This is a genomic window from Azospirillum sp. Marseille-Q6669 (assembly GCF_965111635.1).
Window position 1 is genome coordinate 2,016,207 of sequence record NZ_CBCOOP010000001.1, and the last position, 25,599, is coordinate 2,041,805.

23 protein-coding genes are annotated in these 25,599 nt (G+C 70.4%); 17 read left to right on the forward strand and 6 right to left on the reverse strand.

The features are described from left to right. The first annotated feature begins 92 nt into the window (after positions 1 to 92). From ACWPXE_RS08880 to ACWPXE_RS08900, 5 genes are all read left to right on the forward strand, one after another. Complete coding sequence (locus tag ACWPXE_RS08880; protein ID WP_454017510.1) at positions 93 to 1,700, forward strand: DUF2491 family protein; 1,608 nt, start codon at positions 93 to 95, stop codon at positions 1,698 to 1,700. 51 nt (positions 1,701 to 1,751) lie between these two features. Further along, positions 1,752 to 2,177, forward strand: a complete 426-nt coding sequence (locus ACWPXE_RS08885) for a DUF350 domain-containing protein (RefSeq protein WP_454017511.1) — start codon at positions 1,752 to 1,754, stop codon at positions 2,175 to 2,177. Positions 2,178 to 2,222: 45 nt separating this feature from the next. Further along, the gene (locus ACWPXE_RS08890; RefSeq protein WP_454017512.1) at positions 2,223 to 2,993 is read left to right on the forward strand and encodes a hypothetical protein; all 771 of its coding nucleotides are present in this window, start codon (positions 2,223 to 2,225) and stop codon (positions 2,991 to 2,993) included. A 108-nt stretch (positions 2,994 to 3,101) separates the two neighbouring features. Beyond that, positions 3,102 to 3,269 carry a hypothetical protein gene (locus ACWPXE_RS08895; RefSeq protein WP_014197640.1) on the forward strand — a complete coding sequence of 56 codons (168 nt, stop codon included), beginning with the start codon at positions 3,102 to 3,104 and terminating at the stop codon, positions 3,267 to 3,269. Between the two features lie 112 nt (positions 3,270 to 3,381). Then, positions 3,382 to 4,641, forward strand: a complete 1,260-nt coding sequence (locus ACWPXE_RS08900) for a M16 family metallopeptidase (protein ID WP_454017513.1) — start codon at positions 3,382 to 3,384, stop codon at positions 4,639 to 4,641. A gap of 120 nt (positions 4,642 to 4,761) precedes the next feature. Here the strand turns inward: ACWPXE_RS08900 and ACWPXE_RS08905 are convergent, their stop codons facing one another. After that, positions 4,762 to 5,775, reverse strand: a complete 1,014-nt coding sequence (locus ACWPXE_RS08905) for a DUF2125 domain-containing protein (protein WP_454017514.1) — start codon at positions 5,773 to 5,775, stop codon at positions 4,762 to 4,764. 108 nt (positions 5,776 to 5,883) lie between these two features. Here ACWPXE_RS08905 and ACWPXE_RS08910 point away from each other — a divergent pair, with 108 nt between their 5' ends. Beyond that, positions 5,884 to 6,522, forward strand: coding sequence for a gamma-glutamylcyclotransferase (locus ACWPXE_RS08910; RefSeq protein WP_454017515.1), 639 nt, complete (start codon positions 5,884 to 5,886; stop codon positions 6,520 to 6,522). Between the two features lie 10 nt (positions 6,523 to 6,532). On the opposite strand, the gene ACWPXE_RS08915 is transcribed toward ACWPXE_RS08910, so the two are convergent. Continuing rightward, complete coding sequence (locus tag ACWPXE_RS08915; RefSeq protein ID WP_454017516.1) at positions 6,533 to 7,510, reverse strand: NAD-dependent epimerase/dehydratase family protein; 978 nt, start codon at positions 7,508 to 7,510, stop codon at positions 6,533 to 6,535. A gap of 18 nt (positions 7,511 to 7,528) precedes the next feature. Further along, the gene (locus tag ACWPXE_RS08920; RefSeq protein WP_454017517.1) at positions 7,529 to 8,164 is read right to left on the reverse strand and encodes an ABC transporter substrate-binding protein; all 636 of its coding nucleotides are present in this window, start codon (positions 8,162 to 8,164) and stop codon (positions 7,529 to 7,531) included. A gap of 206 nt (positions 8,165 to 8,370) precedes the next feature. Between ACWPXE_RS08920 and ACWPXE_RS08925 the strand changes: the two genes are divergently transcribed. Continuing rightward, positions 8,371 to 9,465, forward strand: a complete 1,095-nt coding sequence (locus tag ACWPXE_RS08925; RefSeq protein WP_454017518.1) for a sulfotransferase family protein — start codon at positions 8,371 to 8,373, stop codon at positions 9,463 to 9,465. A 50-nt stretch (positions 9,466 to 9,515) separates the two neighbouring features. After that, positions 9,516 to 10,541 (forward strand): hypothetical protein, encoded by a 1,026-nt coding sequence (locus ACWPXE_RS08930; protein WP_454017519.1) that lies wholly within the window; start codon positions 9,516 to 9,518, stop codon positions 10,539 to 10,541. Here ACWPXE_RS08930 and ACWPXE_RS08935 read toward each other — a convergent pair. Continuing rightward, the gene (locus tag ACWPXE_RS08935; protein WP_454017520.1) at positions 10,453 to 13,140 is read right to left on the reverse strand and encodes an MMPL family transporter; all 2,688 of its coding nucleotides are present in this window, start codon (positions 13,138 to 13,140) and stop codon (positions 10,453 to 10,455) included. The two genes, ACWPXE_RS08930 and ACWPXE_RS08935, sit on opposite strands and share 89 nt — an antisense overlap. A 159-nt stretch (positions 13,141 to 13,299) precedes the next feature. Between ACWPXE_RS08935 and shc the strand changes: the two genes are divergently transcribed. The 3 genes from shc to ACWPXE_RS08950 are packed head-to-tail and all read left to right on the forward strand — an operon-like array spanning position 13,300 to position 16,351. Beyond that, positions 13,300 to 15,231: a squalene--hopene cyclase gene (gene shc, locus ACWPXE_RS08940; RefSeq protein WP_454017521.1), complete on the forward strand. Its 1,932-nt coding sequence runs from the start codon at positions 13,300 to 13,302 to the stop codon at positions 15,229 to 15,231. Between the two features lie 31 nt (positions 15,232 to 15,262). After that, positions 15,263 to 15,637, forward strand: coding sequence for a DUF2141 domain-containing protein (locus ACWPXE_RS08945; protein WP_454017522.1), 375 nt, complete (start codon positions 15,263 to 15,265; stop codon positions 15,635 to 15,637). Between the two features lie 9 nt (positions 15,638 to 15,646). Next, positions 15,647 to 16,351, forward strand: coding sequence for a phosphorylase family protein (locus tag ACWPXE_RS08950; protein WP_454017919.1), 705 nt, complete (start codon positions 15,647 to 15,649; stop codon positions 16,349 to 16,351). On the opposite strand, the gene hpnH is transcribed toward ACWPXE_RS08950, so the two are convergent. After that, on the reverse strand, positions 16,292 to 17,419 hold the full coding sequence (gene hpnH / locus ACWPXE_RS08955; RefSeq protein WP_454017523.1) for an adenosyl-hopene transferase HpnH: 1,128 nt from the start codon (positions 17,417 to 17,419) through the stop codon (positions 16,292 to 16,294). The genes ACWPXE_RS08950 and hpnH overlap by 60 nt on opposite strands. A 268-nt stretch (positions 17,420 to 17,687) precedes the next feature. Between hpnH and dxs the strand changes: the two genes are divergently transcribed. Further along, positions 17,688 to 19,619: a 1-deoxy-D-xylulose-5-phosphate synthase gene (gene dxs / locus ACWPXE_RS08960; protein ID WP_454017524.1), complete on the forward strand. Its 1,932-nt coding sequence runs from the start codon at positions 17,688 to 17,690 to the stop codon at positions 19,617 to 19,619. Between the two features lie 5 nt (positions 19,620 to 19,624). Here dxs and ACWPXE_RS08965 read toward each other — a convergent pair whose 3' ends face one another. Then, positions 19,625 to 20,236: a hydrolase gene (locus ACWPXE_RS08965; protein ID WP_454017525.1), complete on the reverse strand. Its 612-nt coding sequence runs from the start codon at positions 20,234 to 20,236 to the stop codon at positions 19,625 to 19,627. A gap of 279 nt (positions 20,237 to 20,515) precedes the next feature. Here ACWPXE_RS08965 and ACWPXE_RS08970 point away from each other — a divergent pair, with 279 nt between their 5' ends. The 5 genes from ACWPXE_RS08970 (at position 20,516) to ACWPXE_RS08990 (ending at position 25,592) form a co-directional block, all read left to right on the forward strand. Next, complete coding sequence (locus ACWPXE_RS08970; RefSeq protein WP_014197623.1) at positions 20,516 to 20,950, forward strand: response regulator; 435 nt, start codon at positions 20,516 to 20,518, stop codon at positions 20,948 to 20,950. A 140-nt stretch (positions 20,951 to 21,090) separates the two neighbouring features. Beyond that, positions 21,091 to 22,200: a cobalamin B12-binding domain-containing protein gene (locus tag ACWPXE_RS08975; protein WP_454017526.1), complete on the forward strand. Its 1,110-nt coding sequence runs from the start codon at positions 21,091 to 21,093 to the stop codon at positions 22,198 to 22,200. A 38-nt stretch (positions 22,201 to 22,238) separates the two neighbouring features. Then, the gene (locus ACWPXE_RS08980) at positions 22,239 to 23,435 is read left to right on the forward strand and encodes an ATP-binding protein (RefSeq protein WP_454017527.1); all 1,197 of its coding nucleotides are present in this window, start codon (positions 22,239 to 22,241) and stop codon (positions 23,433 to 23,435) included. 133 nt (positions 23,436 to 23,568) lie between these two features. Beyond that, positions 23,569 to 24,261, forward strand: coding sequence for an exopolysaccharide biosynthesis protein (locus ACWPXE_RS08985; RefSeq protein ID WP_454017528.1), 693 nt, complete (start codon positions 23,569 to 23,571; stop codon positions 24,259 to 24,261). 26 nt (positions 24,262 to 24,287) lie between these two features. After that, complete coding sequence (locus ACWPXE_RS08990) at positions 24,288 to 25,592, forward strand: hemolysin family protein (protein ID WP_454017529.1); 1,305 nt, start codon at positions 24,288 to 24,290, stop codon at positions 25,590 to 25,592. Positions 25,593 to 25,599: the final 7 nt, after the last annotated feature.

Sequence of the window (25,599 nt, forward strand, 5' to 3'; positions counted from 1 at the left end):
CTGGCCCCAATCCCACTGGTACAAAGCCCGTTCGGAACCGGATCGCCGCCTGGTTCCTGAGCGTTCTTCTGGCTCTGGCGCCACTCCAACCGTTGCCCGCCGCCGCACCCGCGGCGGTGCCCGCCGGGCTGGCGGCGGCCAGTGCCGCGCTGCTCTGGCCGCAGGCGGCGGAGGCGCGGGCCGGCGGAAGCCGCAGCTCCAGCGGGGGGTACAGCCGCCCGTCCGTGCGCACCCCGTCCTTCTCCACCCGCTCCGCCCCGTCGCGCGCGCCGTCCACCGGCAGCGGCGGCTACAGCCGTCCCCAAAGCGGGCCGTCCTTCGGCTCTCCCGGCGGGGTGCCCTCCGGCGGCGGCGATCTGGGCGTGTCGCGGCGGTCGAGCGGCGAGGCGCTGGACCGCTACCGGGCGCAGCAGCAACAGCGGGAACGCACCCCGCCGGTCGCCGCGCCGCCTCCCCGTTCCGGGTCCGGCTCCGCTTCCGGGTCCGGCTGGGGAGGGGGATGGCAGAGCGGCGGTGGCTCCGGCGCCGGCTGGGGGCAGCGGCGCACCGGCGGCTATGGGCCGGGCGGATGGTACGGCGGCTGGCGCCCGCCGGGCTGGGCTTATGGCAGCCGTCCCAGCTTCGGCCTGTGGAACGGGCTGTTCCTGTGGTTCCTGCTCGATAACCTGTCGCGCCCCGGCTACGCAGACTGGTTCCACAACCACCAGGGCGATCCCGGCTACGCGGAATGGCGTGCGGAGGCGGAGCGGCGCGCGCAGAGCGACCCCGACCTGCGCCAGCGCCTGGACGATCTCGACACCCGACTGCGCGCGCAGGAGGACCGGCCGCGCGACCCCGGCTACCTGCCGCCCGACATTCCGCGCGACGTCGCGCAGGCCGCGCCGGAGACGCCGTCGTCCTCGGCCGAGTCCGATGGGGGCTCCGGAGGGGGCTTGGGCACCTTGCTTCTTCTGATTGTGCTCGTCGGGGGCATGGTGGTGGCCGTGACCGTCCTGCGCCGCCGCTCGTCGGGCTCCCGCTCCGGAGGTTCCGCCATGACCCGTTCTCCCTGGAGCACTGCCGCCGGCATCGTGAAGGCCAAGGCCACCGGCGCGTCCTACGAACCGTCGCTGTTCCGCGTGGGCATGACGCTGACGCCCGATCCCACGCCCTTCCTGCTGGGTGGCGGCGCGATCAAGGCCGCGGCGCCGCAGGGCGCCGGCGCGATGGTCAGCGTGGAGGCCGTCGGCACGCTGACGGGCGGCGGCGTGACCCTGCACCGGCTCTATCTTCCGGGCGGGAGCGGCTTCTACCAGCTTCATCTGGGAGCCGGGGGAACACCGGACGAATGCCGCTGGTTCTCAGTGCTGGACGAGGTGCACCCCACCGACAACGACGAATGGGGCTTCTGGCTGGACCCTGCCGACGGGATGATCGGCTACCCGCAGTTCCAGACCAAGGACGGCAAGCTGTACGGGCGGCTGTGGTCACCCGGCGCGTCCCGCATCGCCCCCATCACCTTCGACGAGACGCTGACCGACCACCGCGGCAGCCGTACCCGCCGCCTGACCGCCATGCTCTACGCGGCCCCCACCGGCGCCGCGGACCCCGCGCCCCGCACCGAGTATGTGCTGGTCGCGGCGGTGGAGGACGGCGGCGAGGCGTGGGTGGAGGTCCGCGCCGGCGTCGACGTCAACCCCGCCTCGCTCTCCCTCGCCTGAGGCCCCACCCAGGTTTTCCGCCTGATCCCGCCAGCCCCTACGGAAGACACCATGGACACCAGCGTTGCGCAAATCCTGCAGGGCCTTGAATCCGGCCTGCCGCTGCTGCTTCTGCATTTCGGAGCGACCCTGGCTCTGTTCCTGATCGGGGTGGCCGTCTACATCGCGGTCACGCCGCTGCACGAGCGTGAGTTGCTGGCGAGCGGCAACCAGGCCGCCGGCTTGGTGCTGGGCGGCACGATGGTGGCGCTGGCGATTCCGCTGGCAGCAACGCTGGCGACCAGCCTCGTCCTGGTGGACATCCTGATCTGGGGAGCCGTTGCGCTGGCGCTGCAATTGATTACCTTCCTGATCGCCATCCGGCTGTTCCGCGACCTGCGCACGATGATCGAATCCGGCAACGTCGCGGCGGGCACGGCGCTGGCCGGACTCCAGATCGCCATCGCGCTGCTGAACGCCGGAGCCATGGCGGGCTGAAGACCCATCCAGACAGACCCGCCGAACCAGAGAGGAACCGCAACCATGATCTCGTTCATCCGCAACCTCGTCGGGGTGAAGACCGATCAGGCCGTCCAGTCGGCGGTGGAGGCGCTGGTCCGCTGGGACCCGAAGGCCGCGACGGAGGCCGAACTGCGCACGATGGAAGAGCATCTGGACAGCCTCGGCCTTCAGGTCGCGCAGGCCCGCGCCGCCTATGAGAAGGAGCAGAAGGAGGCCGAGGCCATCCTCCAGCTGTCGCGCCAGCGCATGGCCGCCGCCGAGCATCTGCAGCGCCAGATGGAGGCGGAAACCGACGCCGGCCGCAAGGCACAGCTCGAAAAGAGCCTGGAAACACTGGTGGGGATGCTGGAGCAGATGGCCCCGGACATCGACCGGGAGGAGCAGGACGCCGTGGACGCGCGCGAGTTCCTGGGCATGCTGGAGACGACTTACGCCGAGGCCGGCGGCAAGCTGAAGGCCGCCCGCAGCGCGTTGCAGCGGGCCGAGCGGGACATGGGCCGCGCCGCCCAGCAGCGCGACATGGCCGAGCAGCGGGCGGAGGCGGCCCGGCAGGCGGCGGGGCTGAGCGGCGCCACCTCCAGCCTCGGTACGGCGCTGAAGGCGATGCAGGACGCGGCGGCCCGCGATCTTGCCCAGGCGGAGGCGTCCAGCGCCAAAGCCCGCCTGCTGAAGCCGTCCAAACCGGAAGAGGACGATCCCAACATCAAGGCGGCGCTCGATGCAGCCACCGGAGCGAAGCCGGCGCCCAGCAGCCTGTCCGACCGTCTCGCCTCATTGAAAAGCCGGCATTGAGGAATGAATAGGATCATCCTATCGGTGAGATAGGATGATCCGTATCGATCCTATCGAAGTTCTCCGCCATGATGCGAGCGGTGAAAGTCTGCTCGGTGGAGGACGACCATGCGCAGGTCCATGGCGGAGCTGTTGAACGAACTGGAACGGCACGGCGTGCGGCTGCTGCCGGGCGGGCGTCTGCTGGTGCCGGGCGACGTTCCGGCGCCGCTGCTGATGCGCGCCCACCGCAACCGCCGCGCCCTCAGCGCCGCTTTGGCGCCGCCGCGCGGTTGACGACGCACTTGACCCCAAACCGCGGGGCGTTGTTCCTGCGCGGGCGGCGCCCCACGTCAATGCAACGCCCCCGATGTTCCGGGCGATCCCGTGCCCTACCAGGAGACCCTGTGTGACGATCCAACTGACCACCCTCGCCAACGGATTCCGCGTGCTGACGGACCACCTGCCGCATCTCGGCACGGTGACCAGCGGCGTCTGGGTCGGCGTCGGGGCGCGCAACGAACGGCCGGCGGTGAACGGCATCGCCCATTTCCTGGAGCACATGATCTTCAAGGGAACGGAAAGCCGCGACGCGCTGGGCATCGCGCTGGAGATCGAGAACCGCGGCGGCGAGTTCAACGCCTACACGGACTACGACGTCACCGCCTATTACACGCAGATGGCGGCCAAGCACGTCGACGTCTCCTGCGAGATCATCGGCGACATCGTCCTCAACTCCGTCTTCCCGGAAGAGGAGGTTGAGAAGGAGCGCGGCGTTGTCATCCAAGAGATCGGCCGCTACGCCGACGAGCCGGAGGATGTGGTCTACGAGGCGCTGCGCCGCACCGCCTTCGACGGGCAGGCGCTGGGCCGCCCGATCCTCGGCCCCAAGGAGAACGTCGCGGGTTTCGGGCGGGAGCATCTGTTCGACTATGTGTCCCATTACGACCCGCGCCGCATGGTCTATGTGGTGTCCGGCAACGTCGATCACGGCACCGTGGTGCGCCGGGCGGAGGCGCTGTTCGGCCATCTGACCGCCAAGGACGACCCCTTCCAGGAGACGGTCGTCAACAAGGGCGGGTCGGCGCTGCTGAAGCGCGACGCCGAGCAGGTGCATTTCATGGCGGCCTTCCCCGGCGTCGGCACCGAGGATTCGGCGAGCTACGCGCTTCGCCACCTCGCCAACATCCTGGGCGGCGGCATGACCTCGCGCTTGTTCCAGGAGATCCGCGAAAAGCGCGGGCTGGTCTATTCGGTCTACGCGGCTCCCATCCAGTATGCGGACGGCGGCGCCCTCAGCTTCTACGCCGGGACCGGGCCGGAGGAGGTGGCGGAGCTGGTGCCGGTCTTCTTCGAGGAACTGCGCAAGGCCCGCGACGGCGTGACCGCGGTGGAGCTGGAGCGGTCGAAGGAGCAGATGCGCTTCTCGGTGGGCAAGTCGCTGGAATCGACCATGCGTCGCGCCGACCGCTTCGCCCGCACCCTGCTGCGCACCGGCGAGGTACGGACCATCGAGCAGATCTTCGAGCGCATCGACGCCGTGACGCCGGAGGATGTGGCGGCGGCTGCCAACCGCGTCTTTGCCGGCCCGATGGCGGTGTCCGCGGTCGGCAAGCTGGACCATCTGCCGTCCTACGAGGACATGCAGGGGATGCTGCAGGCGGCGTGAGGTTGTCGTGCAGCGACGTCTTGCCCCCTCCCTAACCCTCTCCCGCTGACGCAGGGGAGGGGACCAATCTCCCTCCCCTGCGAAGCGGGGGAGGGCCGGGGTGGGGGCAATGCGCCGCCCCTACCAGACCACCGCCGGCAACGCCGCGACCTTCAGCGGCCCCAGGAACAGCCCGCGGTTCTGCAGGGTGACCGGGGCGGTCAGCACCGGCTCGCCGTTCGGCCCGGTGGGGCGGGCCAGCAGGCCCAGCATGGTGCGGGCCATCGCCAATTCCTTGGGCCGGAACATCCCCTGAAGCGCGTCCAGCACCGCCTGATACCCGCGCACCTCCGCCGTCAGCGCGGCCTGTGGCTGCAAGGCGGCATCCAGCGCCAGCGTGCCGTTCATCGCCAGCTTCAGCGGTCCCCAATCCACATTCAGCCCGTCGAGTTGGAGCGTGCCGCCGTCGCGGCTCCAGGCCGACAGGCTGGCCGGCTCCGGCTTGGGCGGCTGGCCGAGGACGCGCGCGGTCAGCAGGAGCCGTTGCACCTCGCGGCCCAGCGAGTCCGGCGCGCCCTCGGGCAGGGTGGCGCCGCGGGCTTCCAGCGTGACGGAGAGGCCGGTGTCGCTGTGGCTGGCCGGCGGCTCGGACGGCTGGCTGGCGGTCAGGTCCAGGGCGGCGATGGGAACAGGCAGGGACTCGGGCTGCGCCACCAGGTTGGTGAAGGCCAGCCGCGCCTCCACCGGCTGGCCGGTCAGGGTGAGGCCGACATGACCCCGGCCGCCGTCGCGGGCGATGAGTGTGAAGGGCGGCTGGCTGGGCTGCACCACCGTCACCCGCTGCTCGCCGGGCAGCGACAGGGCGATGCGCGTGTGGTTCCAGGGCGGCGCCTCCGCCACCAGCTTAGCGCCCCGCCATTCCACGTCGCGGGTGGCGAGGTGCGGCGCCTCCAGCGCGGCGCGGACGGTGAAGGGGTAGCCGCCGACGCTCAGCCCGCTATGGGCCACCACGGTGCCCGCCGCTCGCTGCTCGTCCATCCAGGCAAGCACGCCGCGCTCCACCGCCGCTGCGGCTTGCCACCACCAGACCGAATAGGCGCCGGCCAGCAGGGCCAGGGCGAGAACGGCGAAGCCCAAGATCTTCCGAACGCGCATCTGTGGCATTTCCGTTTTGTGGCACCCACCTTATAGCGGGCGGCCAGGGGCCGTGCTAGCATTCACCGTGTCGCCACCAGTCGGCGCACGCTGCATTACTTAAGGGTCATGCTGCTCGATACGCAATCGCCTGTTGCCGAGCTTCCGGTCATCGCACCGGCGCAGCGCACGGCATCATCCGCCTCTTCCTGGTCTGCCGACATCGCCGTGACGCCCGGCGCCGACCTCTGGGTCTTCGCCTACGGCTCGCTGATGTGGAACCCGGAGTTCCCCTTTCTGGAGCGCCATCCGGCGGTGCTGGGCGGCTACCACCGCCGCTTCTGCGTCTCCTCCCACCGCTACCGCGGCACGCCGGAGCGGCCGGGGCTGGTGCTGGGTCTGGACCGCGGCGGCTCCTGCCGGGGAATCGTCTTCCGCGTGGCGGCGGAGCGGGTGCCGGAGACGCTGGACTGTCTGTGGGACCGGGAGATGCTGAACCGCGTCTACCGGCCGAAGCTGCTGCCGGTGCGCCCGCGCGACGGTGGGGCGCCGGTCACTGCCTGCACCTTCGTCGTGGACCGCCGCCATCGGCAGTATTGCGGCTGCATGGACGAGACCGCCATGGCCGAGCGCATCGCCTGCTGCCGGGGCGAGCGCGGTCCGAACCTGGACTACCTCGCCAACACGGTCGCCCATCTGGAGGCCATCGGCATCCACGACCGCGGGCTGTGCAGCCTGCTGACCGCGGTGCGCGCGCGGATCGGCTGACGGGCAGAGGTCACGCCAACGCCGCCCTCAGGCTCGCGTCCAGCGGCCGGACCGTGTAGCCCAGTTCCCGCATCGCCTTGCCGCTGTCGAACCCGCCGCCGCCCAGCGCCAGCCGGACTCCGGTGACCGGCGCGGTCGGTGGGCGGCGGGTCACATGGTCGGACAGCCATTCCTCCACCCGCGCGGCCCCCAGCGCCAGGGCGGGCGGCACGGGATAGCGACGGAGCTGCGGGCGCCCGCAAAGCCGGTCGATCCGCTGCGCCAGATCGCCCAGTCCGACGTCCGTGCCGCCCAGGATGTAGCGCTCCCCGATTCGTCCTCCCTCCATGGCCAGGATCATCCCCTGCGCCACGTCACGCACGTCCACGAGGTTCAGCACGCAATCCAGGATCAGCCGCGGCCCGCCGCGCCGGAACAGGCGCAGCATGGCGTTCGGCGGGGTGGGCAGCCGATCGCCGGGGCCGATGGGCGCCGTGGGGTTGACCACCACCACCGGCAGCCCCTGCGCCGCGGCGCCCCGCGCGTCCTTTCCCGCAAGATACTTGGCCCGGCAGTAGGCACCGGCCAGCGCCTCCGGCCCCGGATCGGCGCTCTCGTCCAGCCGTTGGGGCGGCCGGCGGGGCGGGGGGTGGCCGATCATCACGGCTTCCGTCGAGCAATGGAGAAAGCGCCTCAAGCCCGGCGTCCGTGCCGCCGCGTCCAGAACCGCCATTGTCCCTTGCCGGTTCACCCGGTCGAAGACGGTCGGGTCGCGGTCCCACAAGGTTGCCACGGCGGCGAGGTGATAAACCTGCACCGCCCCCTCCAGCGCGCGGGCGACGGCCGCCGCATCGAGGATGGAGCCGTGGTGAAACTCCACACCGGTCGGCCGATCATGCGGCGGCTCCTGCCGGTCGAGGATGCGCACCCGCTCGCCCCGCGCGGCCAGCGCCGCCACCAGATGCCCGCCGATGAAGCCGCTGCCCCCGGTGACGAGGGTGATGCCCATGCGCCTCCGCCTCCGCCTCTAGGCCCCGCCGAGGATGCGGTCGGCGTTGCTGTTGAGATCGCGCGTCAGGGCGGCCAGCCCGCCGCCGCGCAGCGTGCTCTGGAACTCCGAGCGCTGCGTGGCGAGCTGGCTGACCGTGCCCTTCGCCAGCACGTCGAGGATGCGCCAGCGGTCACCCTCCGGCCGCAGCAGGTAGCTCAACCGCACCGGCGTCTTGCCGGCGCGCACCAGATCGGTGTCGACCAGCAGCATCCCGCGCGGGGCGGACCGCTCGCCGACGATCTCGAGCCGCTGGCCGTCGTAGCTGTCGAAGCGGTCGACATACTGGGCGGCGCTGCGCCGGGCGAAGGCGTCCAGCGCCTGCCGCTTTTCCGGCTCCGCCGACTGGTCGAAATAGGGAGCGGCGGCGACGCGGAGCGCCGCTTCCAGGTCGAAGGTGTCGAGCATCACCGGCAGGAAGCGCTGAAGGCGCACCCGCGCCGGCTCCCGTCCCGCGGCCTCCCGCATCAGGGACAGGATGGCCTCGTTCAGCCGCGCCACCGTGGCGCGGGCGCCCGGCGTGGTGCCGGCTGCGGTGCCGGGGGCTTGCTGCGCCACGGCGGGGACCGGCAGCAGGCCAGCCGCCAGGACGACCAGCGCGAGCGCGGCGCGCATCCATGTTCGGCGTGAGGAAGACCCAGTCATCGCGGTGCGCCCCGTCCTGTTCCGGCAAGAGTCGATGGAAATCTGCCCGTTCGGGGCAGGCGGATTCAACCGTCCGTGTGGGATGTAACAGCGTCCGGGCCGGTCTATCCTCCTGAGCGGCGCTGTCGAAGGGAGGTGTCCGGATGGGTGGGCAAGCAAAGAGGGGAAGCGGATGGATGCCGATCCCGGACCATCCGCTGTATGGCTGCGACGCCATCACCCTGCTGACCGTGTTGACGCGCAACGGCGGGCCGCGGGGGCGCGGCTGGCCGACGGCACTGGCGGCGCTGGCCTCGGCCCTTGGGCGCGCGCCCTTCTCCCTGGCGGAGGCCGGGTGGGTGGCGGCGCGGCGCCGGAAGTCCGCAGGTTTGCCGCCGCCGGTCTTCATCCTGGGCCATTGGCGCAGCGGCACCACCCATCTCTACAACGTGCTGAGCCGCGACCCGCAGTTCGGCATCATCGACCCCTTCGCGGTTGGGCTGCCCTGGGACATGCTGGGGCTGGGCTCGGTCCTGCGGCCGCTGCTGGCCCGCGCCCTGCCGGAGCGGCGCTACATCGACAACGTGCCGGTCAAGGCCGACAGCCCGCAGGAGGACGAGATCGCGCTGGCGAACATGTCGCCGGTCTCCTTCTACCACGGCCTCTATTTCCCGGAGCGGTTCGACGAGAATCTGCGGCGCGGCCTCTATTTCGACGGCTGCACGGCGGCGGAGCGGGATGCCTGGAAGCGCCGCTTCCTCTATTTCCTGGAGAAGGTGTCGATCGCCCAGGGCGGGCGCTGCATCCTGCTGAAGAACCCGGTCTACAGCGCGCGGGTCGCCATGATGCGGGAGATCTGGCCCGACGCGCGCTTCATCCACATCCACCGCGACCCGCGGGCGGTGTTCGTGTCGACGGTCGGCTTCTACCGCACGCTGCTGGCACGGCTGGCGCTCCAGCCGCATGAGCACATCGACGTGGAGCGGGTGGTGCTGGACCATTACCCGCGCATCATGCAGGCGCTGATCGACGACACGGCCGACCTGCCGGCGAACCGCTTCGCCGAGGTGCCGTTCGAACGGTTCGAGCGCGCGCCGCTGGAGGAGGTGGAGCGGCTGTACCAGACGCTGGAGTTGCCGGGCTTCGCGGCGGCGCAGCCGAATTTCGCGGCGTATCTGGGGGCGGTGAGCGATTACGCGAAGAACCGCCACCGCCTGTCCGACGAGGGGCGGGAGCGGGTGGACCGCGAATGGGCGCCCTTCGTCGCGCGCTGGGGGGCCGGTGTGGCGTGATTTGGCCCCCCCTGCGAAGCGGGGAGGAGGGAACCCACGAAGTGGGGAGGGTGGGGGCAACGACCTTCCTCCTCATCACCCTCCTCACCCACCCCGCCCAATCCGCCTGCCGCACCGTCTCCGTCACCGCTGACGACGCCCCCGTCATCGGCATCGAGGACATGGCGCTCGACGCCGCGCGCGGTCAGGCGGTGCTCTCCGCCTACGACCGCCGCGCCGGAACCACGGGCGGGCTCCACCTGCTGAACCTGCAATCCCTCGACGCGCCGACCGTCGCCGTCGTCCCCCTTGCCACCGGCCTGCGCCCAGCGGGCATCGACCTCCGCGCCGAGCCGGACGGCGCACGCTCCCTGCTCGCCATCAGCCGTCACGACGATGGGACGGCAACGGTCGAGCGTTTCCGCCTGGACGGCGCCACCCTGACCCACCAAGGCACCATCACCAGCCCGTTGCTCTGCCGGGCCAACGACGTGGCCTTCCTCGACAGGGAGCGTTTCCTGTTCACCAGCAGCCACGGCGGCTGCGGCTGGAGCGCCGTGATCGAGGACAACGTCTTCGGCGGGCGCCACGGCTTCGTCGGCTTCGTCGATAACAACAACGCTCGCGTCCTGATCGGCGGGATCGGCTTCGCCAACGGCCTGCTTCCCGACGAAGCCAAGGACCGGCTGATCGTCGCCGCCACGCGGGAGGAGGCGCTGCTCGTCTACCGCCTGTCCGATCCGAAGGCCCCGCCAGAGCGCCTCGCCCTTTCCGGAGGGCCGGACAACCTGACGATGGCCCCGGACGGCCGCCTGCTGGTGGCGCTGCACCCGTCGCCGTTCCGGCTGGCGCTGCACCGCTACGGCTGGCCGGGCGGGGCTGCGGCACCGACCCGCGTCGCGGCGCTTGGCCCCGCCGGGACGGAGATCCTGCTGGACGAGGACGGACGGCGCTTTTCGGCCGCCACGGTCGCCCTCCCGTGGAACGGGCGGCTGATCGTCGGCTCGGTCACCGCGCCGGGACTGCTGGTCTGCGACGCAGCCGCCAGCGGTGCCACAGGATCATCAGCGCCGGCAGAACCACCAGCGACGAGATGACCGTGTAGGTGATCGACACCGCCAGCAGCACCCCCATGCTGGACAGCCCGCGGTGATTGGACAGCGCCAGCGTGGCGAAGGCGGTGCTGGTGGTCAGCGTGCTGACCAGGACGGCGCGCGGCGTGCTGGTCACCAGAAGCTCGATGCCGAAGGCGCTGTCCGACGCCCCTTCCCGCACCAGATCCTGCCCGCGCGAAACCATGTGGATGCTGCTCGACACGCCAAGCGCGAACAGAAGCGGGATGACGATGACGTTGGCGAAGTTGAAGGGGATGTCCAGCAGCCCGGCCGTTGCCATGGTCCACAGGGCGGCCAGGACCAACGGCGCCAGGATCAGCACCATCCCGGTCACCGAGCGCTGAACGGCGACCAGCAGAAGCACCATCAGCACCAGCGTCAGCGCCGTCGCCTCCAGAAAGGAGGAGCCGACGACCCTGGCCGCCTCCGTCACCGTGACCGGGGCGCCGGTGGCGTTGGGCACCACGGCCAGCACCGCGTCGGCGAAATCGGCCATTTCGCGGCTGTCGGAGATGTCGTGGGTGGGCAGCACCTCGACGCGGGCGCGTCCGTCCGCGGCGATCCAGCGGGCCTGCAGGCTGTCCGGCACATCGGCGGCCGTCACCGGCTGCTCCACCGCCATGCCCTCGCGCAGCCGCTCGAGCAGCGGCGGCACGCCCCCGGTCAGCGCGGCGTCGAGCGTGGCGAGCTGCCCCGGCTGGATGCGGGCCAGCGCGCCGTCGAAGCGCTGCACGGCGGCGCGCAACTCGGGCGGTCCGTCGCCCTTGTCCGTCCGATAGCCCCCCAGCACCGTCTTCAGCATGGCGAAGGCGCGCTCCAGCCCACCCTGGTCCAGCGCCGCCGGGGTGGCGGGTGCGGCGAGGCTGGGGCCGACCAGCAGCGACATGTCCGCCAGGATCGGCAGCTTGGCCTCCTGGTCCTTGGGGATGAAGCTGGCGAAGGTGCGCACGCCGCCCGACTCCGGCAGGGGGCGCAGCCGGTCGGCCAGCGCCTGCGCCGCCGCGAGGTCCGGCGTCAGGATGTTGACGGAATAGGGTGAGGTGCGCGGTGTGGTGGCGAGATCGCGGTAGGTGGCGACGGCCTCCGTCCGCTCGTCCTGCAGGTTCAGCGGGTTGACGTCCAGCCGCACCAGCGGCAGCGCCGCCATGGACAAAACGGCGCTTGCCCCGGCCAGGGCGAGGATCGCGCGGTGGTGGCGGGTGACCCAGCCGGCGAAGCCGCGGTCCTCGCGCTCCGGCGCTGGGACACCGGGGCCGGGGCGCAGCAGGACGATCAGCGCGGGCAGAAGGGTCAGGCTGATGAGCAGCGCCACCACCATGCCGACGGCGGAGATGATGCCGAACTCCGCCAGTCCCAGATAGGCGGTCGGCACGAAGGACAGGAAGCCGATGATGGCGCACAGGGTGCTGAGGACCAGCGCCGGCCCGACCGCCCGCACCGCCTCGATGGCGGCGGCCAGCGGCGGCAGGCCGCGGCGCAGCTCCTCCTGGTAACGCAGGCCGAGATGCCCGCCGTAATCGTCGCCCAACCCGAAGAACATCACCGCGCAGGTGACGGAGATCAGGTTCAGCCGCCCCACGGTCAACGCCGCCGCCCCGGCGCTCAGCGTCAGGCCCAGCAGCAGGACCACCATGATGCAGGCGATCAGCCGCCCCGACCGCATCCCGGCGATCAGCACCGCCGAAACCAGGATGAAGGACAGGATGGTGGCGAGACCGGCGCTGTTGGCGACCGTGTCCAACTCCGTCTGGCGCAGCGGCACGGCGCCGGTGACCCGCATCTCGACCCCTTGCCCGACCGGCTCCGCCATCACCGCGCCGATGGCCTCGTGCACCGCGGTGACCGCGGGACGCCCGCGCCCGAAGGAGCTGTTGTCGAGGATGGGCCGGGCCAGGACGAAGCGGCGGTTGGCTGCCCGGTCCTCCTCTTCCGCGGCCTGCACCAGCCCGGTCCAGGACAGCGGCACGGGGCGGCCGTCCGCCACCGTCGCGGTGCTGACCGCCAGCCGGTCGAGAAGATTGGCGGGGGTGGCCGGCGCCCCTTCGTCCGCGTGGGTCAGGATCAGGTCCAGCAGGTCGGCCAGACCCTGAAGGTTGGGAGCGGCGTTCAGCGCGCCCAGCGCCGCCTGCGCCCCGGCCAGCCGGGTGGCCAGATCCTGCAATTTTTCCGTGTCGAGAAAGAGCAGACCATACTGGCGGAAGTACGGATCGGCGGACGGCACCTCCACCGCCGACAGCACGTCGCTGCGGGCGGACATGCGTTCCGCCAGACGTACGGCGGCGGCGTCCGACTGATCGGGGGACGGGCTGTCCACCACCACGACAATCTGGTCGTCGGCGAAGGGAAAGGCCTGCCGGTATTCCTCTGTGTGCTGGCGGAAGGCGGTGTCCGGCGAGATCATGTCCGCCGTGCTGGTGCTCATCGTCAGATTATCGGCGGAATACCAGCCGGCCAGGACGGACAACAGGACCCCGACCGCCAGCGTCACCCGCGGCCTTCGGCAGGACAGGGCGCCCAGGCCCCCGATCATGCTGCGGCCGAGGTCCGCCATCCGGCCCAGGACACCTTGCCGTTCTGTCACGCTGTACGTCTCCCCTTGAAACGTACGCAGTCTGCCAGGACAACCTCTGGCACCCAACGTACGCTACCGTATCTTACTTCCAACCAATGGGCGAAGCGCGGCACCTCATTACCCTGATACCTCCACCATGGGGAACACCGGGGCAAAGCGGGAGCGCCGATGCAAGACCACAACGCAAGCACAACCTTGCGGGTCCAACGGGCCGAGCCGTCGGCCAAGGCCGTGGGCGACGCCGTGGCCGAGGCCACGGACGCCCTGATCCGCCGCCAGCAGGCCGATGGCCATTGGGTGTTCGAGCTGGAGGCCGACGCCACCATCCCATCCGAATATCTGCTGCTGCACCACATCCTCGACGAGATCGATCCGGAGCTGGAAGCCGGTCTGGCCGCCTTCATCCGCGGGCGGCAGGGCAAGGACGGCGGCTGGCCGCTGTTCTTCGGCGGCGCCATGGACATCAGTTGCAGCGTGAAGGCCTATTTCGCTCTGAAGGCCGCGGGGGACAGCCCCGACGCGCCGCACATGCGCCGCGCCCGCGAGGCGATCCTGGCGCGCGGCGGCGCGGCGCGCTGCAACGTCTTCACCCGCATCCTGCTGGCCCAGTTCGGGCAGATCCCCTGGCGGGCGGTGCCGGCGATGCCGGTGGAGGTGATGAACCTGCCGCCCTGGTCGCCCTTCCACATTTCCCGCATCTCCTACTGGTCGCGGACGGTGGTGGTCCCGCTTCTGGTCGTCATGGCGCACCGGCTGCGGGCCCGCAATCCGCGCGGCATCGGCATCGCGGAACTGTTCACCGAGCCGCCGGAGCGCGTGCGCAACTGGCACAGCAACAACAGCCGCGGCGGCTGGGCCACTCTGTTCCGCGCGCTCGACGCCGCCCTGCACGCGGTGGAGCCGCGCCTGCCCGCCAACGGGCGCCAGACGGCCATCGACCGCGCGGTGCGTTTCGTGACCGAGCGGCTGAACGGGGAGGACGGGCTGGGCGCCATCTTCCCGGCGATGGTCAACGCGGTGCTGATGTTCCATTGCCTGGGCATGCCGCCCGACCATCCCGACGCGGCGACGGCGCGCCGCGCGCTGCGCGGGCTGGTGGTGCGGCAGCCGGGGCGGGTCTATTGCCAGCCCTGCCTGTCGCCGGTCTGGGACACCGCGATCATCTGCAACGCCTTGTTGGAAACCGGAAACCCGCAGGCCCGCGCCGCGGCCCGGCGCGGGGCGGATTGGCTGATCGACCGGCAGATCCTGGATGTCGAGGGCGACTGGGCGTGGCAGCGGCCGGGGCTGGCCTCGGGCGGCTGGGCCTTCCAGTACAACAACGCCCATTACCCGGACACCGACGACACCGCCATGGTGGTGATGGCCCTGCAACGGCTGGACACCGAGCGCTATGGCGAACCGATCCGCCGCGCGCGGGACTGGATCGTCGGCATGCAGAGCCGCAACGGCGGCTGGGGCGCCTTCGACGCCGAGAACCAGCACGATTTTCTCAACCACATCCCCTTCGCCGACCATGGCGCCTTGCTCGACCCGCCGACCTCCGACGTGACCGCCCGCTGCGTCATGATGCTGGCCCGGCTGGGCGAGGGCCGGGACACCGTGCCGACCCGCCGCGGCCTGACCTTCCTGGAGCGCGAGCAGGAGAGCGACGGCGCCTGGTTCGGGCGCTGGGGCACCAACTACGTCTACGGCACTTGGTCGGCGTTGGAGGCGCTGAACGCCGCCGGAGTGCCGCACGCAGCACCGGCCGTGCAGCGCGCCGCGCAGTGGCTGCTGGCGCACCAGCGCGCGGACGGCGGCTGGGGGGAGGACGGCGCCAGCTATTGGGCCGGCAACCCGCGTGGCGAGGGGCCGGTCTCCACCGCCTCGCAGACCGCCTGGGCGCTGCTCGGGCTGATGGCGGCCGGCAAGGGCAACCACCCGGCGGTCGACCGCGGCGTTGACTATCTGCTGTCGGCCCGCAACGCCGAAGGGCTGTGGAGCGAGGAACCCTTCACCGCCGTGGGCTTCCCACGCGTCTTCTACCTGAAGTACCACGGCTACGCGGCGAGCTTCCCACTGTGGGCGCTGGCCCGCTACCGCGCCTTCAGGGTGTGATGGGGCGGGCGTGAGAGGAGGAGCGGCGGTCTTGGCCGCGGCGCTGACCGTGACCGTTCAGGGCGTGCGCAACGGCGATGGGCAGATCGTCCTCGCCGTGTGCGAGGAGGCGGCCTACCCGGCGGGGCGTTGCGCCTTCCGGGTCGCTGCCCCGGCGACGGAGGGGGCGGTGCGCGTCGCCGTGCCCGACGTGCCGCCGGGGACCTACGCGTTGCGCGTCTATCACGACGAGAACGGCAACGGTCAGTTGGACCGCAACCTTCTCGGGGTGCCGCGGGAAGGCTTCGGATTCGGCAACGACGCCCCGGTGCTCCTGGCGCCGCCGAGTTTCCGCGACGCCGCCGTGACGGTGGCGGAGGATGGCATGGAAACGGCGTTGACGCTGCGTTACTGGATATCGCCATAGGGAGGCGTGATGGCCGCCGCGATCCTCACCGGCATGGCGTTGGAGGCCCGTATCGCCCGGCGTAGCGGGTTGCCCGTCGCCTGCGCCACGGGGGACGCCGCGGCCGCGGTGGCCGCGCATCGGCTGTTGGAAGGCGGAGCCTGCGGACTCATCAGCTTCGGCATCGCCGGCGGCTTGGCGCCCGACCTGCGGCCCGGCTCGCTGGTTGTAGCGACGGCTGTCGTCGATGAGGACGGTACCGTCCATGAAACCTGCCAGCCCTGGCAGAATCGCCTGCACGACGCCTTGCCTCAGGCACGCTCCGCGTTGGTGGCGGGGGCGCGGATGCCCGCGGCGACGGTCGGGGACAAGGCGCGGCTGCGCGCTCTGACCGGTGCCGCGGCGGTCGATCTGGAGAGCCTTGCCGTCGCGCGGGCCTGCCAGGCATGGGGGCGGCCCTTCGCCGTGCTGCGCGCGGTCGCCGACCCGGCGTGGCGGGCGCTGCCCACGGCAGCCCTAGCCGGACTCGACGGGGCTGGGCGCATGGCCCCCGGCGCCGTGCTGGCGCGGCTGGCCGCCGACCCCCGCGAACTCGTCGCGCTGGGCCGGCTGGCCTGGGACCTGGGCCGCGCCTTGTCGTCACTGCGCGGGGCGGCCCAAGCCTTTCCCGCCGACCTATTCGGCGGCGGTCCGCTCGGCCTCGATCCGGCGCAGCGTGTCCGCAACGTGGCGTGAGAAGACCTCCTCCGCCGGGCGCTGGCGGTCCAGCGGGATCTCCGGCGCCATCGGTCCCTCCGTGCGCGGCCCGCGCAGGCTGACCGCCAGCGCCGCCAGGGGATTGCGCAGCGTGTCCTCCACCGCGGTCGGCTCATAGCCGCTGTGGACCATGCAGTCGGCGCATTTCTCGTAATTGCCGGTGCCGTAGGCGTCCCAGTCCGTCTCCTCCATCAGCGCCTTGAAGGTCGGGGCATAGCCCTCGCCCAGCAGGTAGCAGGGGCGCTGCCAGCCGAAGACGTTGCGCGTCGGGTTGCCCCAGGGTGAGCAGCGGTAGGTGCGGTTGCCGGCCAGAAAATCCAGGAACAGGGACGATTGCGAGAAGCGCCATTTGCGGCCCCGCCCCCGCGCGAAGACGTCGCGGAACAGCTCCTTGGTCTTGCGGCGGTTCAGGAAATGCTCCTGGTCCGGGGCGCGCTCGTAGGCGTAGCCGGGCGACACGGTGACGGCGTCGATGCCGGCGGCCATCGCCTCGTCGAGGAAGGCGGCGACCTTCTCCGGCTCCGCCCCGTCGAACAGGGTGCAATTGATGTTGACGCGGAAACCGCGCGCCTTGGCGGCGCGGATCGCCGCGACGGCGCGGTCGTAGACGCCCGGTTGGCAGACCGCCTTGTCATGCTCCTCCCGCCCGCCGTCGAGATGGACCGACCAGGTGAAGAAGGGGCTGGGGGTGAAGCGGTCGAGTCGCTTCTCCATCAGCAGGGCGTTGGTGCAAAGATAGACGAACTTGCGGCGCGCCACGATGCCGGCGGCGATGGTGTGGATCTCGGGATGCAGCAGCGGCTCGCCTCCGGCGATGGAAACCACCGGGGCGCCGCACTCGTCCACCGCGCCCAGGGCCTCCTCCACCGACAGGCGGCGGCGCAGGATCGGGTCGGGATAGTCGATCTTGCCGCAGCCGGCGCAGGCGAGGTTGCAGCGGAACAGCGGCTCCATCATCAGCACCAGCGGGAAGCGCCGGTTGCCTCTGAGGCGCTGGTGCAGGACATAGGCGCCGACCAGCGCCGCCTGGATCGCGGGAACGGCCATGGTTACGCCTTGCCCTTTCCATCGTGGATCGCCGTCTGGTGGATCGCCGTCATGCGCCTATCCCTGAAATTGCGTCGCGCTCCAGTTTGGAGCGTCCGGAGACGCACGGCAGGTAGATTACTGTATGATACTTGCCGGACTCTGGTGTGGTCCGGCTCCGCCTTTCATCCTTGGCAAGCCGCAAAACCACAGCGCGCGGGACCGTTGCGCCGGCCGCTGCATTGGTTGACGGCCCATAATGGGGCCCATAATGGGGGAGGCACCGGCCATGAAGTCCAAGATCCCGAGCAGCAGGACGCCTCTGCTCGACCGGGTGCGCACCCCCGTCGATCTGCGCCGCTTGAAACCACGCCAACTGCGGCAACTGGCCGACGAACTGCGAACCGAGACGATCAGCGCGGTGTCGGTGACCGGCGGTCATCTGGGCGCCGGGCTGGGGGTCGTCGAGCTGACCGTGGCGCTGCACTATGTCTTCGACACGCCAGCCGACCGGCTGATCTGGGACGTCGGGCATCAGTGCTACCCGCACAAGATCCTGACCGGGCGCCGCGACCGCATCCGTACGCTCCGTACCGGAGGGGGATTGAGCGGATTCACGAGACGTACGGAGAGCGCGTACGACCCCTTCGGAGCGGCGCACAGTTCCACCGCCATGTCGGCGGGGCTGGGCATGGCGGTGGCGCGCGACCGGCTGGGCCGCCGCAACCATGTGGTGGCCGTGGTCGGGGACGGCGCCATGAGCGCCGGCATGGCCTATGAGGCGATGAACAACATCGGTTCCGGCGACAGCCGGGTGATCGTTGTGTTGAACGACAACAACATGTCGATCGCCCCGCCGGTCGGCGCCCTGTCGGCCTATCTCTCGCGGCTGATCTCCTCCAAACCCTTCCTGACCCTGCGGCACTTCGCGGAGGATCTGGCCGGCCACATGCCGCGTCCTCTGCGCACGGCGGCGCGGCGGGCGGAGGAGTACGCCCGCGGCATGGTCACCGGCGGCACGCTGTTCGAGGAGATGGGCTTCTACTACATCGGCCCGATCGACGGGCACAATCTGGACCATCTGCTGCCGGTGCTGCAGAACGTGCGCGACGCCGGCGACGACAAGCCCGTCCTGATCCACGTCGTCACCAAGAAGGGCAAGGGCTACGGCCCGGCGGAAGCCTCGGCCGACAAGCTGCACGCGGTCGCCAAGTTCGACGTCGTCACCGGCGCCCAGTCCAAGCCCAAGTCCAACGCCCCGACCTACACCCGCGTCTTCGCCAACGCCCTGATCGCCGAGGCCGAGCGCGACCCCGGCGTCCTCGCCATCACCGCGGCCATGCCGTCGGGCACCGGGCTCGACCTGTTCGGCCAGCGCTTCCCCGACCGCTGCTTCGACGTCGGCATCGCCGAGCAGCACGCCGTGACCTTCGCCGCCGGGCTGGCGACCGAGGGCTTCAAGCCCTTCTGCGCGATCTACTCGACCTTCCTGCAGCGCGCCTACGACCAGGTGGTGCACGACGTCGTGCTGCAGCGCCTGCCGGTGCGCTTCGCGCTCGACCGCGCCGGTCTGGTCGGGGCGGACGGGGCGACCCACGCCGGGGCCTTCGACGTGGCCTATCTGGGCTGCCTGCCCGACATCGTGCTGATGGCGGCGGCGGACGAGCTGGAGCTGATGCACATGGTGGCGACCAGCGCCGCCATCGACGACCGCGCCTCGGCGCTGCGCTACCCGCGCGGCGAGGGGGTGGGGCTGGAACTGCCGGAGCGCGGCGAGGTGCTGCCCATCGGCAAGGGCCGCATCCTCCAGGAAGGCACCAAGGTGGCGATCCTCAGCTACGGCACGCGCCTGGCCGAGGCACGCAAGGCGGCGGCGGAGCTGGGTGCGCGCGGGCTGTCGACGACGGTGGCCGACGCGCGCTTCGCCAAGCCGCTGGACGAGGAGCTGGTGCGCCGTCTGGCGCTGGAGCATGAGGTGCTGATCACCATCGAGGAGGGCTCGGTCGGCGGCTTCGGCAGCTTCGTGCTGCAGCATCTGGCGATGGCCGGCCTTCTGGATGGCGGGCTGAAGATCCGCCCGATGGTCCTGCCCGACCGCTTCCTCGACCATGACAGCCCGGCCAAGCAGTATGAGGAGGCCGGCCTCGCCGCCCGTCACATCGTCGCCACGGCGCTGCAGGCGCTGGGCAACCACACCGGGCGGATCGCGACGCTGGGATAGAAACCTTACCGCGCTTCCGGCTTGCTCTTGCTCCGCGTGGTCTTCGCGGCTTTTGCCTTCACGGGCTTGGCGAGGTGCTTCAACTCCTCGTACCGGCTCAGAAAGAGGGCATAAGCTTGGTCGGGGCCGACCGGAACGATCCTGTCCGGGTGGGCGGCCGGCAGATGCCCCCAATCCAACCAAGCCGGGGGCAGGAGGTCGCGCAGCTCCGTCGCCATGCAGACGAGGTCGGCCTGCTTGATGGCCGGCGCCTCGTCATCGAAGCCGAACCAGCGGCGCAGCGCGTCCTTGACCGGATGCAGCCGCTGCTTAACGTAGTCGCGGTCCAGCATGACCTTCACCGGCGACGGCCAGTCGCCGAGGAATTCCTCGCAGTCGTGCATCAGGGCCGAGTAGGCCAGGGCCGGCGGCACCAGACGCGAGACCATCACCGAATGCTCGGCGACCGAATACCAGGGCCGGGCTGCACCGCCCCAGCGCGGCTGGGACGACAGGCATTGGGCGATGTCCTCGATCGGCATGCCGGTGGCGTCCGGCGTCAGAAGATCGAGGACGAAGCCGGACGGCATCAGTATGGCCGTGCGTCCGTCCGGTCGCTTGAGAAGGTCGAGTTGCATGGATCGCGCTGTTCCAGAACCACGGGCCGGGCGCGGTGCCGCTTTCAGGAGCCGGACCCGACCGTCAATCGGTGTGGGTTTAGCAGATCGCCGACCCCGCGGACAACGGACCCCGGCGCATCGCCGCCATCGGCCGCAACAACCCGTCGCCTTCCTGTCCCTGCGGTTGAAGAAATTGCAAAATCAGCATCATTTACCGGCTTTTCCGGCATGGTCCGACGATGTAACGTGCTTCTGCATTCGCCCAATGCAACGACACGGATATGGGTGGCCGCGCCGATGCTGACTGACAATGCGAAGGATGGGCTGCCGAGCCGCAGCATCAACGACCTGCGTGTCCTGCTGATCGAAGACGACGACTTCACCCGCCGGCTGATGAGCCGCCTGCTTCAGGATCTGAAGGTTCGCCATGTGTGGGAGGCATCGGACGGCATGGCTGCGCTGGGCATCCTGCGCGACCATGCGGAGGAGGTGGACCTCGCCATCTGCGATCTGGAAATGCCGCGGATGAGCGGGCTGGACCTGCTGCACGCCCTGCGCACGGCCACGGGCAACCCGCTCGCCGACCTTCCGGTGATCGTGCTGACGGCGCATCGCGAGGCCGACACGGTCAAGCGGGCCATCGCTTACGGCATTTCCGGCTATCTGGTGAAGCCGGTGTCGAAGGCCGACCTCGTGAAGCGGCTGACCTTTGTTCTTCAGAAAGGCCGTTAGCAAAACCGTCGAACAGAAGATTAACAACCATAGGATGCGGTTGCTGAAATCTGGACCGGTCGGCGCAGTCAGGCGTTGCAGGAACGGGTGCGAGGGAGCACCTTTCATCCGAACGCCCCCTCGACCGGAGACGCCGCGCCATGCCGGAGACCGTCCGGCCTTCCCAGGACCCGATACGGATCGCCTCCAACCCCATTGCGGACCGCCGCGCCGAATTGGCGCGCGCCGTAGTGGCGATCCAGTTCGAGCGCTGGCCCGCGCTCTACGCCCGTTACGGCGAGGCCGGGCGGGAACGGTGCGTCGAGGATGTCGGTTTTCACCTTCTCTATCTTGCGGAGGCCGTGGCCGCCGACAGCCCGGCGCTGTTCCGCGAGTATGTGGCCTGGGTCAAGGTCCTCTTCGCCGGGATCGGCATCCCCGACGAGGAACTGGGCGAAAGCCTGGAAATCCTCCGCGACGTGGTGGCTGCCCGGATCGATCCCGCCACGGCGACGCGCGTGCGCGCCTGCGTGGGGGAAGGGCTGGCCGCTTTGCCCGCCCTGCCGCGGGAGGTGCCGCCCTTCGTCCGGTCGGACGCGCCGCTCGGCGCGCTCGCCCGCGCCTATCTGGATGCGCTGTTGTCCGGTGACCGGCGCCGGGCGGCGCTGCTGGTGACGGACTCGGCGGCCGGCGGGGCGACGGTGCCCGAGCTTTACCTGCATGTGTTCCAGCCGGTTCTGCGCGAGATCGGACGCCTGTGGCAGACGCGCGCGATCACCGTGGCGCACGAGCATTTCGCCACCGCCGCCACCCAGACGATCATGGGCCAGCTCTATCCGGTGATCTTCGCCGCCGAGCGGCGCGGCCTGTCCATGGTCGCCACCTGTGTCAGCGGGGAGCAGCACGAGATCGGCATCCGCATGGTCGCCGACTTCTTCGAGATGGCCGGGTGGGACAGCCATTATCTCGGCGCCAACGCGCCCGTGGACAGCGTCGTCCGGTCGGTGCGGGAGCGGGGCGCCCGCGTCCTGGCGGTGTCGGCCACCATCACCGCCCATGTCGGGCGGGTCGCGGCCCTCATCGCCGCGGTGCGCGCCGAATCCGGAGAGCAGCCGCATGTGCTGGTCGGCGGTTATCCCTTCAACCTCGTTCCGGACCTGTGGAGGACGGTCGGTGCCGACGCCTTCGCCCCCGGCGCGGAGGAGGCGGTCGCCATCGCGGAGCGGCTGATCGGCCCGGCGGCTCCGAACCGCGCCGTCGGTGTGGCGTGATGCGTGTTCCGTGACCCATGCGGCTTGAGGGAGAGGGCATGGACGGGCTGGTCCTGACCTGCGACCACGATGGACGGCTGCGCGCCCTGCACCGGCTGGGCGCTGGTTTGCCGGGATTGACCGGAAAGCCCGGCACGCCTTTCCCGGTTCTGTTCGGCCCGGACGCGGTGGCCGGCGCGCTGGACCTGTTCAGCGGCCTGCGGAAATCCGGCCGGGTGATCGACCAGCCCCTGTCCAGCCGGCTCGACCCCATAGGGGGATTCCATGTCAGCGGGCTCAGCGACGCGGAGGGGTTGGTGCTGGCCGTGGCGCGGGCGCCCGGCGGGCTGTCCGCCGTGATGGAGGAATTGGAGACGCTGAATCCGCGGCTGGCCCAACGGCTCGTTCCGCTTCGGGAGGTGGTGCCGGGGCCGGAGGTTCCCTCCCTGGACGCGCTGTTCGGCGAAATGACCCTTCTCAACAACGAACTCGCCAACGCCCAGCGGGCGCTCGCCAAGGCCAACGCCGAGCTGGCCGCCAGCAACGAGCAGAAGAACCGGCTGATGGGCATGCTGGCCCACGATCTGCGCACGCCGCTCCAGGTCGTCGTCGGCTTCGCGGAGCTGCTGGAGCAGAGGCTGGACGGGCGCTTGGAGGCGGCGGAGCGTGCCTGCCTGGAGCGCATCCGCGAATCCAGCCTGTCCATGCGCCACATGGTGGAGGACGCGCTGTCCCTGGCGGCGCTCCAGGCGGGGCGGATGCGGTTGACGCGGCGGCCGTCCGATCTGATGACGCTGGTCCGCCGGAACGTCTCGATGAACCGCGTGTTGGCCGAAGGCAAGTCCATAACCATCGAGCTGTCCGTGCCCGAACCGCCCATGCCCATGGCCGACATCGACCCGGCCAAGCTGGACCAGCTTCTCAACAACCTCCTGTCGAACGCCATCAAATACTCCGACCGCGGTGGGAGCGTCCGTGTGGCTCTGAGCGAGGCCCCGGGGGAGGGCGGCGGCTGGGCGCGCCTGCGTGTGTCCGACGACGGCCGCGGCATTCCGCCGGCGGAGCTGGCTCAGCTCTTCCAGCCCTTCGCCCGCTCCGGCCGGCTGGGCACGGAGGGGGAGGGAACGGTCGGCCTCGGCCTCTACATCTGCCGGTCCATCGTCGAGGGGCACGGCGGGCGCATCACCGCCGATTCGGCGCCGGGACGCGGCTCGACCTTCACCGTCGAGCTGCCGTTGGTGGCATCATCCCCTTGAGAAACGGCACATTCCACAGATGGGCTGGCGCACCGACCGGCGATGCTGTAAAAGGAGCCGGTACGATGTTGCGACGCGAAAGGTCCATGGGTTTACCCTTCCGCCGTTTCGGGCGGCCTCCGTGGGGAGCGCCGTGAGCGACGGCCGACCTCCCGACACGTCCCCGGACCGTCAGGCTCCGGAGGGCGTCGACCGCGGCGATGCCGCGACCACCGGTTTCCCGCCGGTGAACCCCGCTTCGGCGGTGCTGGACGATTTCCTGAACCACGACCACGGCGCGCGGATCGCGCTTGGTGACCTCGTGGGCATTCTGGGCGACCGCGCCTTCGGCGCCCTGCTTCTGATCCTGTCCATTCCGAACATCCTGCCGGTGCCGGGTCTGTCCACGGCGACGGGCCTGCCGATGCTGCTGATCGGCGCCCAGATCGCCGCCGGACGCGACCGCCCCTGGCTGCCGCGCCGGCTGGCCGCCCTTACGCTGGACCGGGACGCTTTTTTGCGGGTGATCGCGAAGGCGAAGCCGCATGTCGACCGGCTGGAGCGGCATCTGCGCCCGCGCCTGCCGGCGATGACCGCCCCGACGGCGGAACGGCTGCTCGGCGTGGCGGTGATGATTCTCGCCGGAATCCTGGCCCTTCCCATCGTCTTCGGCAACCAGCCGCCGGCCTTCGCCATCGCGCTGATCGCGCTGGGGCTGATCGAGAAGGATGGGGCCTTCGTCGTCGCCGGCCTCGTCGCCGGGCTGATCGCCATCGTCATCGTCGCCGCCATCCTGTTCGGTTTCGGGCAGGCCGGCATGCTGATCTTCGACAAACTGTCTTCATAAAAGGGAGCGCCCGCGGGCTCGACGCCATGATTTGGGAAGTACTGGTCATCATTTTGCTGATCCTGCTGAACGCCTTTTTCGCGATGTCGGAAATGGCGCTGGTGTCGTCGCGACGCGCGCGGCTTCAGCAGATGGCCGAGGAAACACGCAGCAAGGGCGCCCGCGCCGCGCTGAAACTGTCGGAGGACCCCGGCAACTTCCTCTCCACCGTGCAGGTCGGCATCACGCTCATCGGCATCATCGCCGGCGCCTACGGCGGCGCGACCCTGGCCGACCGGCTGGGCACGGTCCTGGACGCCAACGTCTCCTGGATCGCCCCTTACGGGCAGCAGGTCGGCTTCGCGCTGGTGGTCGCCGCGATTACCTACCTGTCGCTGATCGTCGGCGAACTGGTGCCCAAGCGCATGGCCCTGGTGAACGCGGAGCGCATCGCCGCCGGCGTGGCCGGCCCGATGAGCGTCCTGTCGCGGGTCGCCATGCCGCTGGTCTGGCTGCTCGGCGTCTCGACCGAGGGCTTGATGAAGCTGCTGCGCCTGCCCACCGCGCGCGAGCAGACCGTCACCGAGGAGGAGGTCAAGAGCCTCATCAAGGAGGGCACGCAGACCGGCGTCTTCGAACCTGCCGAGCGGCAGATGATCGAGGGCGTGTTCCGCCTGTCCGATCGCACAGCGCGGTCGATCATGACCCCGCGCCCGGACCTCGTGTGGATCGACCTCGACGACCCGCCCGACGCCATCGCCAAGGAGATCCAGGCCAGCGGCTATTCCCGCTTCCTGGTCTGCCGCGGCGATGTGGACGAGGTGCAGGGCATCGTGTCCAGCAAGGCGCTGCTCAACCAAGCGCTCCAGGGCCGCAGCTTCGACCTGCGCGAGGCCATGGTGGAGCCGCTGATCGTCCATGACGGCACCCCCGTCCTGCGGCTGCTGGAGCTGTTCAAGCAGGCCAGCATCCACATGGCCGTGGTGGTGGACGAGTATGGCAGCGTCGAGGGCATCGCCACCGTCACCGACATCATGGAGGCCATCGCCGGCGAGATGCCCGAACAGGGGCAGGAAGGCGACGGATTCGCGGTCCAGCGCGAGGACGGTTCCTGGCTGGTGGACGGCATGACCCCGGTGGAGGAGGTCGAGTCGCTGGTCGGCGTCAGGGGTCTGAAGGGCGAGGGCGATTACCACACCATCGCCGGTTTCATGCTCGACCGGCTGGGCCATGTGCCCACCGCCGCGGAGCATTTCCACTGGAACGGCCTGCGCTTCGAGGTCGTCGACATGGACGGCCGGCGCATCGACAAGGTGATGATCCAGGAGAACGGCGAGGTCTCGGAGGGCTGACGATGCG

What these genes read in the sequence shown, in the direction of transcription:
- ACWPXE_RS08885 (WP_454017511.1), top strand. Translation starts at nt 1,752, where the DNA reads ATGGACACCAGCGTTGCGCAAATCCTGCAGGGCCTTGAATCCGGCCTG.
- ACWPXE_RS08890 (WP_454017512.1), top strand. Translation starts at nt 2,223, where the DNA reads ATGATCTCGTTCATCCGCAACCTCGTCGGGGTGAAGACCGATCAGGCC.
- ACWPXE_RS08895 (WP_014197640.1), top strand. Translation starts at nt 3,102, where the DNA reads ATGCGCAGGTCCATGGCGGAGCTGTTGAACGAACTGGAACGGCACGGC.
- ACWPXE_RS08905 (WP_454017514.1), bottom strand. Translation starts at nt 5,775, where the DNA reads ATGCGCGTTCGGAAGATCTTGGGCTTCGCCGTTCTCGCCCTGGCCCTG.
- ACWPXE_RS08910 (WP_454017515.1), top strand. Translation starts at nt 5,884, where the DNA reads ATGCTGCTCGATACGCAATCGCCTGTTGCCGAGCTTCCGGTCATCGCA.
- ACWPXE_RS08915 (WP_454017516.1), bottom strand. Translation starts at nt 7,510, where the DNA reads ATGGGCATCACCCTCGTCACCGGGGGCAGCGGCTTCATCGGCGGGCAT.
- ACWPXE_RS08920 (WP_454017517.1), bottom strand. Translation starts at nt 8,164, where the DNA reads ATGCGCGCCGCGCTCGCGCTGGTCGTCCTGGCGGCTGGCCTGCTGCCG.
- ACWPXE_RS08925 (WP_454017518.1), top strand. Translation starts at nt 8,371, where the DNA reads ATGCCGATCCCGGACCATCCGCTGTATGGCTGCGACGCCATCACCCTG.
- shc (WP_454017521.1), top strand. Translation starts at nt 13,300, where the DNA reads ATGCAAGACCACAACGCAAGCACAACCTTGCGGGTCCAACGGGCCGAG.
- ACWPXE_RS08950 (WP_454017919.1), top strand. Translation starts at nt 15,647, where the DNA reads ATGGCCGCCGCGATCCTCACCGGCATGGCGTTGGAGGCCCGTATCGCC.
- hpnH (WP_454017523.1), bottom strand. Translation starts at nt 17,419, where the DNA reads ATGGCCGTTCCCGCGATCCAGGCGGCGCTGGTCGGCGCCTATGTCCTG.
- dxs (WP_454017524.1), top strand. Translation starts at nt 17,688, where the DNA reads ATGAAGTCCAAGATCCCGAGCAGCAGGACGCCTCTGCTCGACCGGGTG.
- ACWPXE_RS08965 (WP_454017525.1), bottom strand. Translation starts at nt 20,236, where the DNA reads ATGCAACTCGACCTTCTCAAGCGACCGGACGGACGCACGGCCATACTG.
- ACWPXE_RS08970 (WP_014197623.1), top strand. Translation starts at nt 20,516, where the DNA reads ATGCTGACTGACAATGCGAAGGATGGGCTGCCGAGCCGCAGCATCAAC.
- ACWPXE_RS08975 (WP_454017526.1), top strand. Translation starts at nt 21,091, where the DNA reads ATGCCGGAGACCGTCCGGCCTTCCCAGGACCCGATACGGATCGCCTCC.
- ACWPXE_RS08980 (WP_454017527.1), top strand. Translation starts at nt 22,239, where the DNA reads ATGGACGGGCTGGTCCTGACCTGCGACCACGATGGACGGCTGCGCGCC.
- ACWPXE_RS08990 (WP_454017529.1), top strand. Translation starts at nt 24,288, where the DNA reads ATGATTTGGGAAGTACTGGTCATCATTTTGCTGATCCTGCTGAACGCC.